The organism is Achromobacter sp. GW823-FHT04E03, from assembly GCF_058796095.1.
Genome location: NZ_JBXAIJ010000001.1, coordinates 2108597 through 2121669 on the forward strand (window position 1 = coordinate 2108597; position 13073 = coordinate 2121669).

Annotated in this window: 14 protein-coding genes; 11 read left to right on the forward strand and 3 right to left on the reverse strand. The window is 66.4% G+C overall.

Annotation, left to right across the window (positions count from 1 at the left end):
• Positions 1 to 38: 38 nt before the first annotated feature.
• Complete coding sequence (locus AC1RHV_RS09870) at positions 39 to 1307, forward strand: MFS transporter (protein WP_054453274.1); 1269 nt, start codon at positions 39 to 41, stop codon at positions 1305 to 1307.
• Here the strand turns inward: AC1RHV_RS09870 and AC1RHV_RS09875 are convergent.
• The 3 genes from AC1RHV_RS09875 to AC1RHV_RS09885 form a co-directional block, all read right to left on the reverse strand.
• On the reverse strand, positions 1267 to 1899 hold the full coding sequence (locus AC1RHV_RS09875) for an FMN-binding negative transcriptional regulator (RefSeq protein WP_492300810.1): 633 nt from the start codon (positions 1897 to 1899) through the stop codon (positions 1267 to 1269). The two genes, AC1RHV_RS09870 and AC1RHV_RS09875, sit on opposite strands and share 41 nt — an antisense overlap.
• Positions 1900 to 1995: 96 nt before the next feature.
• Entirely contained in the window at positions 1996 to 2484 is a 489-nt protein-coding gene (locus AC1RHV_RS09880) for a GNAT family N-acetyltransferase (protein WP_054453276.1), read from the reverse strand.
• A 43-nt stretch (positions 2485 to 2527) separates the two neighbouring features.
• Positions 2528 to 2722 carry a hypothetical protein gene (locus AC1RHV_RS09885; protein ID WP_054453278.1) on the reverse strand — a complete coding sequence of 65 codons (195 nt, stop codon included), beginning with the start codon at positions 2720 to 2722 and terminating at the stop codon, positions 2528 to 2530.
• Between the two features lie 272 nt (positions 2723 to 2994).
• Here AC1RHV_RS09885 and AC1RHV_RS09890 point away from each other — a divergent pair, with 272 nt between their 5' ends.
• The 10 genes from AC1RHV_RS09890 (at position 2995) to AC1RHV_RS09935 (ending at position 13006) form a co-directional block, all read left to right on the forward strand.
• The gene (locus AC1RHV_RS09890) at positions 2995 to 3690 is read left to right on the forward strand and encodes a DUF3313 domain-containing protein (protein WP_054453280.1); all 696 of its coding nucleotides are present in this window, start codon (positions 2995 to 2997) and stop codon (positions 3688 to 3690) included.
• A 202-nt stretch (positions 3691 to 3892) separates the two neighbouring features.
• Positions 3893 to 4060 carry a hypothetical protein gene (locus AC1RHV_RS09895; protein ID WP_165867876.1) on the forward strand — a complete coding sequence of 56 codons (168 nt, stop codon included), beginning with the start codon at positions 3893 to 3895 and terminating at the stop codon, positions 4058 to 4060.
• Between the two features lie 105 nt (positions 4061 to 4165).
• Positions 4166 to 5809, forward strand: a complete 1644-nt coding sequence (locus AC1RHV_RS09900; protein WP_492300582.1) for a hypothetical protein — start codon at positions 4166 to 4168, stop codon at positions 5807 to 5809.
• Positions 5810 to 5878: 69 nt separating this feature from the next.
• On the forward strand, positions 5879 to 6781 hold the full coding sequence (locus AC1RHV_RS09905; RefSeq protein WP_125472821.1) for a LysR family transcriptional regulator: 903 nt from the start codon (positions 5879 to 5881) through the stop codon (positions 6779 to 6781).
• Between the two features lie 189 nt (positions 6782 to 6970).
• On the forward strand, positions 6971 to 7909 hold the full coding sequence (locus AC1RHV_RS09910) for a hydroxymethylglutaryl-CoA lyase (protein ID WP_460361037.1): 939 nt from the start codon (positions 6971 to 6973) through the stop codon (positions 7907 to 7909).
• 9 nt (positions 7910 to 7918) lie between these two features.
• On the forward strand, positions 7919 to 8887 hold the full coding sequence (locus tag AC1RHV_RS09915) for an SMP-30/gluconolactonase/LRE family protein (protein ID WP_192330885.1): 969 nt from the start codon (positions 7919 to 7921) through the stop codon (positions 8885 to 8887).
• 28 nt (positions 8888 to 8915) lie between these two features.
• On the forward strand, positions 8916 to 9938 hold the full coding sequence (locus AC1RHV_RS09920) for a TRAP transporter substrate-binding protein (protein ID WP_054453290.1): 1023 nt from the start codon (positions 8916 to 8918) through the stop codon (positions 9936 to 9938).
• Positions 9939 to 9941: 3 nt separating this feature from the next.
• Positions 9942 to 10526 carry a TRAP transporter small permease gene (locus AC1RHV_RS09925; RefSeq protein ID WP_119450078.1) on the forward strand — a complete coding sequence of 195 codons (585 nt, stop codon included), beginning with the start codon at positions 9942 to 9944 and terminating at the stop codon, positions 10524 to 10526.
• A complete protein-coding gene (locus tag AC1RHV_RS09930; RefSeq protein ID WP_054453293.1) occupies positions 10523 to 11803 on the forward strand; it encodes a TRAP transporter large permease in 1281 nt (426 codons plus the stop codon). The genes AC1RHV_RS09925 and AC1RHV_RS09930 overlap by 4 nt, the downstream gene beginning before the upstream one ends.
• A gap of 24 nt (positions 11804 to 11827) precedes the next feature.
• Positions 11828 to 13006, forward strand: a complete 1179-nt coding sequence (locus AC1RHV_RS09935) for a CaiB/BaiF CoA transferase family protein (protein ID WP_225589088.1) — start codon at positions 11828 to 11830, stop codon at positions 13004 to 13006.
• Positions 13007 to 13073: the final 67 nt, after the last annotated feature.

The following is a 13073-nucleotide window of genomic DNA, read 5'->3' on the forward strand; positions in this document are numbered from 1 at the left end:
CAACGCAACAAGACAGCGGCCGGCCTGCCCGGACACCCATGCGCGCATCCCGGAAATTCTTTGGCTGGACAGTGCTTTACGCCACCTTCGTGCTGGCGATCTTCGGCTGGGGCGTCGGCTTCTACGGCCCGCCCGTGTTCCTGCATGCCGTGACGCAGCGTACCGGGTGGGGCGTGGCCCTGGTATCCGGCGCCGTCACGCTGCACTTTCTTTGCGGCACCCTGGTGGTCGCCAACCTGCCGCGGCTGTACCGGCGTTGCGGGGTGCCGGCGGTCACGCTGGGCGGCGCCGTGCTGCTCGCGTTCGGCGTGAGCGGCTGGGCCGCGGCCTCACAGCCCTGGCAGCTCTATGCGGCGGCGCTGCTCTCGGGCATGGGCTGGGTGACGCTGGGTGCCGCCGCCGTCAATGCGCTGATCTCACCCTGGTTCGTCCGCCGCCGCCCCGCCGCGCTGGGCATGGCCTACAACGGCGCCAGCGTCGGCGGCATCGTCTTTTCGCCCTTATGGGTTTACCTGATCGGCCAGGCAGGATTTGCCCAGGCGGCCTTGTGGGTAGGCGCGGCGATGGTGGCCGTGATCGCCGTGCTGTCGCGCAAGGTGTTTGCCCTGACGCCGCAACAGCTGGGCCAGGAGCCTGATGGCGCTTGCGCTGCAGCTCAGGCGCCGGCGGCCACGGCAGGCATCGCCTCGCCCGCGCCGGTGGCGGGCCTGTGGCGCAACCGCGCCTTTCTCACCCTGGCCGCCGGCATGGCGCTGGGCCTGTTCGCCCAGATCGGCCTGATCGCGCATCTGCTGTCCCTGCTGGCGCCGCTGCTGGGCGCACAGACCGCAGGCCTGGCAATGGGCCTGGCTACGGCCGCGGCCATCGGCGGGCGCACGCTCGTCGGTTGGCTGATGCCTGCCGGCACCGACCGGCGCAAAGTGGCCTGCCTGGCCTACGCCATCCAGATCGCCGGTTCATTGGTTCTGATGCTGGCCGCAGAGCACGCCTGGGCCATCTGGCTGGGCGTACTGCTGTTCGGATCAGGCATAGGGAACGCGACCTCGCTGCCGCCATTGATCGCGCAGACTGAGTTCGCCCGCGAAGACACGCAACGCGTGGTCCCGCTGATTGTCGCCATGTCGCAAGGCGCATACGCCTTCGCGCCCGCGTTGTTCGGCATGCTGCGGGCATGGTCCGAACAGGCCGGGCAGCCACTGCTCTGGTTCCTGGCGGCGGCGGCCAGCCTGCAGGCCGCCGCCATCGCCTGTTTCGCGTTGGGGCGCGTTACTCCAGCCCGCCGCGGCGGGCAACCAGCCCAGCCATGACGGCATCGCCGTTTTCGCCGGCCAGGCCTTCGGCCACGCCGCGCCTATCGGCAACCGTTCGGTTCTGGCTGACCTTCCATTTGCCTTCGATGCGCGCAATGGGAATCTCCACGCCGACGATGGCGCGCATCTGGACCGCGATGAAATCCGCCGGCGCGTCGGCCACGCGCCAGGGCTGCGCGCGCGCTTTCTCCTGGCTGTCGGTCAGCGCATCCAACTGGGCGCGCAGCCAGGCCGGATCATCCTGAATCACCGGCGCGCCCCAGACGTGCACGGCAACGAAGTTCCAGGTGGGCACGACCTTGTGCGTCTCGGCCTTGGTCGGGTACCACGACGGCGTGACGTAAGCCTGCGGCCCGTGGAATACGACCAGGCATTCGCGGCCCGAAGCAAGGTCGGCAAGCTGCGGGTTGGCGCGGGCCACATGCAGGCGCAATAAGCCATGCGGTCCTTCCGGATACAGCAGACAGGGAATGTGGTTCGCCATCAGCCCGCCCTCCCCGCTGGTCGTGAGCACGCCCAGCGGATGGGCGCGGATGAAATCGTGCTGGACTTCGAGCGAGTCTTCGCGAAAGGCGGACGGCAGGTACATGGCGGGTTCGGCGGTAGCGGCTGAAAACCACAACATACCGCCATCGTGGCTCCATTTCCAGGACCAGCTCAGGTTCTTTTCATGGAGCCAGCGGCATCAGGCTGGCAAGCGCTTTTCCAGCAGGATGGTGGTGAAGCCGCTGTCCCATTCCTCGTCAGGATAGGTATCGATCTCGGCATAGCCGTGCTTGCCGTAGAACTGGCGGCTGCGCATATTGAAGGAATCCGTCTCCAGCCGCGCCTGAGCAAATCCCGCAGCGCGGATGGCCGTTTCCATCCAGGCCAGCAATGCGCCGCCGACACCCTGCCCTTGCCTTGCGGGATGCACATGCAAGGCCCAGATGAAGTCGTTCTCCCAATCCGCCATGCCCGCCAGCACGCCGTCGATTTCGCACACCATGAAAAGACTGCCCCTGGCGCTCACATACTGGCCCGTCTTGCCGCTTGCGCGAAACTGGGCGTCCCTTTCCGCCGTCATTTCCGGCATCCACGTGCTTTCGTAGGTGCGCATCAGCAGGTCTTCAAGCAAGACTGCGTCCTCAGGCCGGCTCGGCCTGATCATGAATTTCTGTTGTTGGTCCGTCATGCGCGGCAGTGTAGCAATGCCGCTCCCAAGGAGATGCGCGCGCTTATCGTCGCACGCGTTCGTATGCCTGGTTCATGCGATCCCGCGCCCCGGTTTCGTTGGCGTAGGCGCGGTCATAGTTGTCCAGGCAATCCTGGGTGGGATTCGGCCACTTGATCGCGGCGATCGCGGCGGTGAGCTCGTCGCGGGCCCGCTGCCAGTCCTTGACGGCGGCATACCATTGCTTGGCGGTGTCCATAGTTGTCTCCCTATGTTCACTCGTCCATCGTAGTCCCGCGGCGGCTTTCCGCGGCAGCTATTACGGCTTACCCGCAATGGAGTCTTCCACGCCCCGCCGATCTTTCGTTTCAGTTTTCCCAAAATGGAATTCTGCTTTGCAGCGAAACGGGGCTTCCACCCCTGCCAAAGCGGAAAATCCGGCGCGAAACGGGGCAATAATTGGGCCGCCCGCGACACGCGCACGGCCTTTCCATCTGCCGCGCCGGGCGCCATTTTCAGGAAGAGAAGAATATGAAGATCCGTCTCGCTCTGGCCGCCTGCTGTGCAGTGATCGGCCTTGCCGGCTGCACCAACCTGCCCAAGCCGCAGAACTATTCCACGTCCCTGGGTGAAAACCAGAGCCGGCTCAAGCAGGATCCCGACTGGAGCGCTGGCATGGTCTGGGTGCGCCCCGGTCCGCCCATCGGCAGCCAGTACCAGAAAAAACTCATTCTGGAACCGGTGCAATACATCCAGGGCGACCGACCGGACGAGCTGGACATGAAAGCCGATAGCGCCATGCGCGAGCGCGCGCTGGCCTACCTGAACGAAGCGATCCGGCGCGAGTTCGAACAAGCCGGCTACCAACTGCTGACACGGCCCGCGCCACACGCAATGCGCCTGAGCGCCGCCATCACCGGCACCTTCCGCAACGAGCGCGACCCCAGGATGATGGAATACATCCCCATCGGCTTCGTGATCGGCCAGACCGTCAAGGCGGCCGGCTACCGCGACCAGTCGGCGCGCCTGCTGCTCGAGGCCGCCCTGCGCGACGCCAATACCAACGAGCTGCTGATCACTTCGCTGGGCACGGTCACGGGCGGCAACCTCCCCGCTGACCGCAAGCCCACCGCGGACGACGTGCGCAGCGCCATCGACGACTGGGCGCGCAACGCGCGCGAACAGTTCGACCGCATCTGGCAGGAAGACCAGCCGGAAGCCGGTTAGAGGCTGCGCTCGCACCGACGGGAACTTCCTGTCAGAGTTGACAGGTCTTGATCCATCAAGGCGGAACAGAACGGGCCAAAGCGGGTCGAATTCATCGCGTTTTTCAACCGAAAATCACGATGTGATGAATATTGACGTCAACCCTCACTTACCCAGTGCCACGGCTAATGCTACTGTTCCGCCTGTGCAAGGAGTACATGCAATGGATCAGAAAACCAAGCCCTGGGCTTTTCCCAAGCCGCATCCGGAAAATACCCCGCGGGGCGAACGCAACAAACAGGAGTTCGACGCTCCTGCCCAAGACCCGAAACCCGCGCCCAAGCCACGCGCGAAGAAGGAGACGCCGGCCGCCAGCCGGGCTCGCACATGAGCCCGGCCGGGCGCCCCGGCCTGCTCCTCGAATAAGCTTATCCCGCCTGCCCATGGCCCAGCGCCCGCATTCGCGATCAATGGCGCGCGTCTCGCGGAAACCAGCATGGCCATGATCGCCGATCCGCCGCTGCGAGGCAGCGGCAAGATTACCGGAGTGTTCTTCGACCCTGCAGGGGAAATCGCGGCCGTGGCCTCCGAGTTTCCCCTGCTCGCGAACCCTCGCGCCCGCGCGGCGTATGGCGGCCAGACGTTGCGCTATCGCGTGGCGCTGTACCGCCACGGCAGTCCCATCCCGTTCGCGGCTTTCGACCAACTGCGCCATCCCGTCAACCACATCGCTTTCCGTCCCGCCCAATCCGTGGTCGCGATCGGCGCAGGCAGTTATGACGGCGGCTATCTGTTCGAAGGCGACCTGCTGGTCTGGGATTGGCGCAGCGGGCTCTCGCGCCGGTTCTTCCGCAACATCCCTGAAGTTGCGCATTGCGCCTTCACCCCCTCGGGCGACGGGATCGAGGCGTGGGTGCGGCCCTGGGACGAAGAATGGGAAGGGCTGCCCGACGATCCGCCCGACGCCGCATTCAACACCTTGTTCGTCGTGCGCACGCCCTACGACGCCGCGACCTGGTCCGATGCCGGTCCCGGCGAACTGGAACTGTCAGGCGACGACATCGCGCCGGCAGCAGATCCCGCCGCGCCGGCGCCAGAGTCCCGCCTCGCGCAATGGCTAGGGCTGCCGCAACTGGGAAGCCGCAAGGCCATCCATGATCTTGCGTGGTTGGACGCCAAGCGCATCGCGGTAGCGCATGGCGGCTGCCTGCTGGAAATCCAAGACGTCGAAGACGGCCTGGTCGCCGCATACGCCGGCGCCGGCCATGGCGCCGAGATCATCCGGGCGGCGGGCATCCATGTGCACGTCGTGGAAGCCTCGAAGCGGCCCGACATGAAGTGGCACCAGGATTCCCGGCTGTATACGCTGACGGATGACCGGCTGGACCTCGTCGGCGAGTACGACGGCGAATACACGTTCTCGGCCTCCTCGCAAGGCGTATTGCTGGGCCGCAGGAACCGCAACCCCGCAACCCGCAACGCGTGCGACCTGCTGCGCGACCTGGGCTCGGGCGCCGAACGGCGCGTGGACCTGGGCCATTACGACTGCTTCAATCACTACATCCGCATCAGCGGCGCGCCGTCGCCGTTCTGCGTGCAAGGCACGCCTGCAAGCTCCCACGAGGCCAAACGCCTGTGCATGGTCATGCCCGACGGCCGGACCAAGCCGCTGTGGCCGGTGCTCAAGGCCAACGGCAAGCCCGACAGCCACGCCATGGAGCTTGCCGGCTGCTACGTCGACGACGCGCAAGGCGCTGGCCTGGTCATCAGCGGGCGGCACTACGCTCCCGCCGTCAACGTCGCCTGCGCCGGCTTCATTTACCGCAAACCGCTGGACCGTGACCGCGAACTCTGGCGACATTCCACCACTGCCTCCGCCAGCGCGGTCGTCTTCATGCCCTGCCCCGGGCTGATCGCCGCCGCGTTCCTGGACGGCGGGCTGCTGTTGCTGGATGCCGCGTCGGGCGAGATCCGGTTGCGCGCCAGGATGCGGCTGGAAGGCCTGCCTGCATTGGTCTTCGCGCTGGACGCCCATGAGGAAAAACTGGCTCTGGGAACGGCGGATGGCCGGATCTCCATCATCGCGGTCGACGAACTGCTGGCGCGCGGCGCGGCGCAGGACTGGGTGGAAATCGGCTAAGCGTAATCCCCTAGGCCCGCGGCCCGCGACTGCCGCTATCCTCGCGGACGTATCTATCCGCGACTTCCCATGACCCCTCGTCTGGATCTGTATACCCTGCAGGTGTTCCTGGCCGTGCTGGAAGAAGGCAGCATCGCCGCGGCCGCCGCGCGCGAACATATCGCGCCATCAGCGCTATCGAAGCGCCTGTCCGAACTCGAACGCGTCCTGGACGTCCCACTGTTTCAGCGCCATGCGCGCGGCGTCGAACCGACCAGCGCCGCACACGCGTTGGCGCGGCGCGCACGCACGCTGCTGCATCAAACCCAGGACCTGGCCGCCGAAATCCGCGACTACTCCGCCGGCCTGCGCGGCCGCGTGCGCGTCGCGGCCAACCTGTCTTCCATTGCGCAGTTCCTGCCGATGGAACTGCGCCGCTTCCTGACCCAGCACCCCAACGTGCAGATCGACCTGGAAGAGTCCGTCAGCGCCGGCGTCACCCGCGCGGTGATCGACAACGCCGCCGACATCGGCGTCTACACCCAATCCGACGACGAAAACGGGCTGGACATATATCCCTACCACCGCGACGTCATGGCGCTGGTGACGCTCTCGGGACACCCCTTGTCGCGACACCGGCAGGTATCGTTCGCCGATACGCTGGACTATGACCACGTCGGCATGCACCGGGGCAGCGCCGCGAACTATCTGTTCACGCGCGAGGCCGCGTCCATGAACCGTTCTCTGCGGCTGCGCTTCCAGGTCACCTCCTACGACGCGCTGGTGTCCATGGTGCGCGCGGACCTGGGAGTCGGCATCGTGCCCACCAAGGCCCTATCCGCCTATGTGTGCGACGCGCTCTGCATCATTCCGCTGACTGACGCCTGGGCGCACCGCCAGCTCAAGTTGTGCGTGCGCAGCAATGAATCGCTATCGGGCGCCGCCCGGCTACTGCTGGATCATCTGATCGCTGAAGCCGCAACGCAGCAATAGGACCCGCGAGCCTGCCCATGCGCGACGCCTGGCCCCCGAGCCATCGCGTTTCGCGATCCCCCGCCGAAGATTGACGATTTGTCCTGCCAGGGTCCATCGCAGAAGATGGTGGCCGACCACCCATGTCCCGGACATCGCCGCGCAAAGCCCTCGCGGGCGCAGGATCCGGGCGCCAGGAGACGACAAGCCATGAGCCTTCCAGACCGAGTCGAAATCGTGGAAGTCGGCATGCGCGACGGACTGCAGATCGAATCCGAGTTCGTGCCCACCGACACCAAGATCCAGATCCTGAACGCGCTGATCGACGCAGGCGTGCGGCACTTCGAAGCCACCTCCTTCGTTTCACCCCGCGCCGTGCCGCAGATGCGCGACGCGCAGGAAGTGCTGCAGGGCGTGCGCAAACGTCCGGGCGTGGTGCTGGGCGCGCTGGCGCCCAACCGCAAGGGCGTCGAACGCGCGCTGCAGTCGCAGGCCGACGAGATCGTCGTGTTCCTGTCGGCCACCGAGAGCCACAACACCAAGAACCTGAACCGCCCGGTCGAACAGTCGCTGCGCGACATCGAGGACATCGCGCAGCTGCTGAAAGACCACCCCATCAAGCGCAAGGGCGCCATTGCCGTCGCCTTCGGCTGCCCCTTCGAGGGCGACGTGGGCCTGGGCCGCATCCGGACCATCTTCGACCACTTCGCGCGCCAGGGCTTCGACGCCGTGACGTTGGGAGACACCACCGGCATGGCCACGCCCCGGCTGGTGCGCGACACGGTCGAGACGCTGCGGGCCGACCATCCCGGCGTCAAGATATCGCTGCACTTCCACAACACGCGCGGCATCGGCCTGGTGAACGTGGTGGAAGGCCTGCGCGCCGGCGTCACCTCCTACGAATCCTCGCTGGCTGGGTTGGGCGGCTGCCCGTTCGCGCCGGGCGCCACCGGCAACATCTGCACCGAAGACCTGGTCTACCTGCTGGACGAGATGGGCGTGGACAGCGGCATCGACCTGGGCGCGCTGATCAAGGTAGCCCAGCGGCTGGAAGGCATCGTCGGCCGTGGCCTGCCCGGCCAGCTGATGAAGGCAGGGCCGCGCCTGCGCCTGCATGACTATGCCGTAGCCGCCGGCGCGATCGGCTGAGGAGCCCCCATGGACAGCAAATCGAATGGCGGCGCGGCCCTGGACCTGTCGGCGGTGCGCGAGACCGGCGTCAACTTGAACCGCCCCGAATGCGTGCTGAGCACGGCCGCGGGCGATCTCTACGTGTCGGACAAGGCCGGCGGCATACGCCACATCCTGCCCAACGGCGACGCGCGCCTGATCGGCGCCCAGTCCGGACTGATACCCAACGGCTTCGCCCTGTTGCGCGACGGCTCGTTTGCTGTCGCCAACCTGGCCGACGACGGCGGCGTCTGGCGCGTGCAGCGCGACGGCACGGCGGAGCCCTACATCATGGAGATCGACGGCGTGGCCCTGCCCGGCGTCAACTTCGTCTGGCTGGACGAGCGCGAACGCCTGTGGATCTGCGTCAGCACCGTGCGTCGCGGCGACCATCAGTTCCGCCGCGACATCGCCGACGGCTTCATCGCCGTGCGCGACGAGCGCGGCACCCGCGTCGTGGCCCAGGACGTGCATTGGACCAACGAATGCCGCACCGATCCGGACGGCACGCACCTGTACGTCAACGAAACCTTCGGCCGGCGCCTGCTGCGCTTTCGCATCGGCGCCAACGGCGACCTGAGCGAACGCGCCGTCATCACCGAATTCGGCAAGGGTACCTATCCCGACGGCATGGCGGTCGATGAAGAGGGCCACATCTGGGTGGTCAGCGTGGTCTCCAACCGGGTCATACGCGTCAGCCCGCAAGGGCAGCAGCAGCTCATGCTGGAGGACGGCGACGCCGCGCACATCGACAGGCTGGAAGCCGAATACCTGGCCAATCGCCTGAGCCGCCCCATGGTTTACGACAACCATAGCAAACGGCTGCAGAACATCACCAGCCTGGCGTTCGGGGGCCCAGAGCGCAAGACCGCCTACATGGGCTGCATCAATGGGTCCCGCCTGGCGGTGTTCGATTCGCCGGTCGCCGGGCTCAAGCCCGTGCACTGGAACTGGTAGGCCGGATCCGCATCCCGGAGGAGACATCATGCACAAGAAAATATCGCAGCAACTGGTCCGCGCCTCGGCAGCCCTGCTGGCGCTTTCGATCACCGCCGCCGGCGCGTTCGCGCCCGCAGGCCAGGCGCAGGCGCGGGAAATGAAGATCGCGACCATCGCCGCCTCCAACAGTCCCTGGGACCATGCCATGCGCGCCTTTGCCGAAGAGGCCGCCAGGCAATCCCAGAACGAACTGCAGGTGCACGTCTACACGGACGGGCAATTGGGCGACATCAGCAAGATCCTCTCATCCATGCAGCTGGGCACGCTGGACATGGGCTACTTCGGCCTCGGGTCCGTGGTGTTCCTGCGCGGCGCCCAACCGCTGAACATCCTGTATGCGCCCTATCTGTTCAAGAGCGGCGAACAGGCCGAGCGCATCATCAACAGCGACGAGTTCGCGCAGATCTTCGACGACGTGGCCAAGAAATCCGGCGTGCGGGTGTTTGCGGCCTTCGGCATACGCTCGCCGCGTGCGCTGCAGACCGTATCGCGGCCCATCAACAAGCCCGAAGACGTCAAGGGCCTGAAGCTGCGCATTCCCGCCATTCCCATCCTGAAGTCCACCTTCGAAAAGCTGGGTGCGCAGGTCGTGCCGCTGGGCATGACCGAAATCTACACCGCGCTGGGCCGCGGCATGATAGACGGCCAGGATAACGGCTTTGATCTTTCGATCCCGTTGCGCTTCCACGAGGAAGCCAAGTACTGGGCGGCGACCGACCACGCCTACGAGCTGACGGGCTGGTTCATTTCCGAACGCGTCTGGCAAGGCCTGGACGCCAGGCAACGCCAGGCGCTGACCGAGGCGGCCAAGGCGGGCGGCAAGGTCGCCACCCGCCTGGACCAGGAGCTGGACGACAACGCAGTCAAGCTCCTGAAGGAAGCCGGCGTTACCTACACGCAGCCCGACAAGGCCGCGTTCAAGGCGGCGCTGGCCACCGTCTACCAGCAGTACGAAGGCAAGGATTGGCCGGCCGGCATGGTCGAACGCATCCAGAAGATGCAGGAGTAAGCCATGGCCGCGCCCATGCCCGCGCCGACCGTGCGCGCCTCGTCCCACGCGGCCTCCGGCTGGCGCGGCCTGGCGCTGAGCGCCGACCGCGCCGTGTGCTGGATCGGCCGGCTGGCGGTCGCCCTGACCCTGGCCATGGTGCTGGTGTTCTGCTTCGCCCAGGTCCTGGACCGCTATCTGCTGAAGACGCAGTTCGACGCCTGGGACCAGGTCGCGCGCATCGGCATGCTGTGGTGCGCGTTCGTCGGCGCGGCCATGGCGTTGCGCGAGCGCCGCAACGTGGTCATAGACATCATCGACCGCCATCTGCCGGAACGCGTGCGGCGCGCGCGCGACCGCCTGTTCGACACCTGCCTGCTGGCGCTGGCCGCCACCCTGTTCTACAAGGGCCTGGACGTGGTCGCCGTGGGCAACTTCCAGGACATCGTCGGAACGCCTTTCACCTACGCCGTCAGCTACGCCTCGCTGACCGTGGGCATGGTGTTCTTCATGCTGTTCCTGGCCCTGCGCCTGCTCATCCCCGACGCCCCCGCGCCGCAGGACGCCTTCGCGCGCGGCGAGCCCGACACTCCGGGAACGCATCCATGATCCTCTTCTCCGTCGTGCTTTTCGTCGTGCTCATCCTGGCCGGTCTGGACATAGGCTTCGCGATGATCACCGCCGCCCTGATAGGCATGCTGTTCAAGGGCGGCGGCGGGGTCGATATCGCCCAGGCGCCGCTATCGATGCTGGGCGGCATAGACGAGACCGCCCTGGTCGCGATCCCCCTCTTCATCCTGGCCGGCGAACTGATGAACCGCGGCGGCGTCACGCTGCGGCTCATCAACTGGTCCATGGCCATGGTCGGGCATATGCGCGGCAGCCTGTCGCAAGTCTCGCTGACCACCAACCTGGTCATGGCAGGCATCAGCGGCTCCGCCGTGGCCGACGCCAGCGCCATCGGCACCGCCATGATCCCTTCGATGAAGCGCGAGGGCTACCGGCGCGGCTACCCCGAGGCGGTCATCGCCTGCGGGGCGATGCTGGGTCCCATCCTGCCCCCGTCGATCCCGATGATCGTCTATGCGGTGCTGGCCAACCTGTCCATCATCCGCCTGTTCCTGGCGGGCATCATTCCCGGCTTCATGCTGCTGGCGGGCTACATGGCCATATGCGCCTGGCAGGCGCGGCGCCACGGCTACCAATCGCGTCCGCGGGCCAGTTGGCCTGAGCGCGCCAGGGTGACGCGCGCGTCCATCTGGGCCTTGATGATGCCCGTCCTGATCATCGCCGGCATACGCTTCGGCCTGCTGACGGATACGGAGGCCGCGGCGTTCGTGGCCGTGTACGCCCTGCTCGTGGGCCTGGCCGTGTACCGGGAACTGAAGCCGGGCGAGCTGGGATCGGCCTTCTACTCGGCCGGGCGCACCATGGCCGTGGTGCTGTTCCTGCTGGCCGCCGCCGGTCCCTTCAGCTGGCTGATCAGCGAATCGCGCGTCGCGGCCACCATCGCCAAGGGCATCCTGGGCATCTCCGACCAGCCCTGGGTGGTGCTGCTGACGGTGAACGTGTTCCTGATCCTGGTGGGCAAGATCCTGGAGCCCCTGCCGGCCATGATCATCACGCTGCCGGCGCTGCTGCCTATCGGCGCCCAGCTCGGCATGGACCCCATCCAGTACGCCATGATCCTGATCCTGAACCTGATGACGGGCATGCTGACGCCGCCGGTCGGCATCCTGCTGTTCGTCACGTCCGCCGTGGGCCGCACGCCGATAGGCCCCATCGTGCGCGAAATCGTGCCCTTCTTCATCTGGTCGCTGATCGTGCTCGCGCTGATCTGCGCCTTTCCTCCCCTGACCTTGTGGCTGCCGCGACTGGGCGGCTGACCAAAATCCAAGCAGATGCAAACCATGCCACTTACCGGAATCCGCGTCCTGGACCTGACCCGCATCATCTCCGGGCCTTACTGCACATCCATACTGGCCGACATGGGCGCCGAAGTGATCAAGATCGAAGCGCCCGGCGAAGGCGATCCCATTCGCCGCCAGGGCGTGCTCAAGGACGGCCTGAGCTGGTACTTCGCCAACTACAACCGCAACAAGCGGTCAGTGACACTGGACCTGTACAGCGCCGAAGGCAAGGACATCCTGCGCCAGCTGATACCCCACTGCGACGTCGTGATCGAGAACTACCGGCCCGGCATCATGGACAAGATGGGCTTCGGCGATGAAGCGCTGAAGGCGTTGCGGCCGGACATCATCCATTGCAGCATCAACGGCTTCGGCGCGTCCGGTCCCTATCGCGACCGGCCCGCCTTCGACTTCATCGCCCAGGCCATGAGCGGCTTCATGAGCCTGAACGGCGGCGAAGACGATCCGCCCATGCGCGCGGGACCGCCCATCAGCGACCTGGCCGCCGGCCTGAACGGCGCGCTGGGCGTGGTGGCCGCGCTCTTGCGCCGCGAGCGCACCGGCCGCGGCGACTCCATCAGCGTCAGCCTGCTGTCCAGCATGATAGGGTTGCTCAGCTTCCAGGCATCGAACTACTTCGCCAGCGGCGAGCTGCCTCCGCGCACCGGCAACGACCACGGCATCGTCGCGCCCTACGGGCTGTTCGAGACGGCCGACGGCCAGGTCGCGATCGCTCCGTCCAACGATGCCATGTACGAGAAGCTGCTGGACGCGCTGGAACTGCCCGAACTGCGCGTGCATCCGGAATTCCAGGCCAACGCCGACCGCATGCTGAACCGCGCATCCATCAAGGCCGCCATCGAGGCCCGCACCCGCCAGAAGGACAGCCACTACTGGATCGAACGCCTAAACCAGTACGGCGTGCCCTGCGGGCAGGTGCTGAACCTGCAGGAAGTATTCGACGACCCGCAGGTAGCGGACCAGCAGATGGCCATGGACGTCGCCCATCCCGATGGCCAGCAGGTGCGCATGCTGGGCTTTCCGATCAAGTTCGCCGAAGCGCCCTGCCAGGTCCGCAGCGCCGCGCCCGCATTGGGCGCGGACACCGATGCGGTGCTGGAGGAATTGGGCCTGTCGCGCGACCGAATCAGGGAACTACGCGAACAAGGAACCGTCTAGCCAAACAGGGAGCTTGAAACCGCCCGCCGCAACCGAATCCGCAGTACGCGTCAGCAGCATCCGCAGC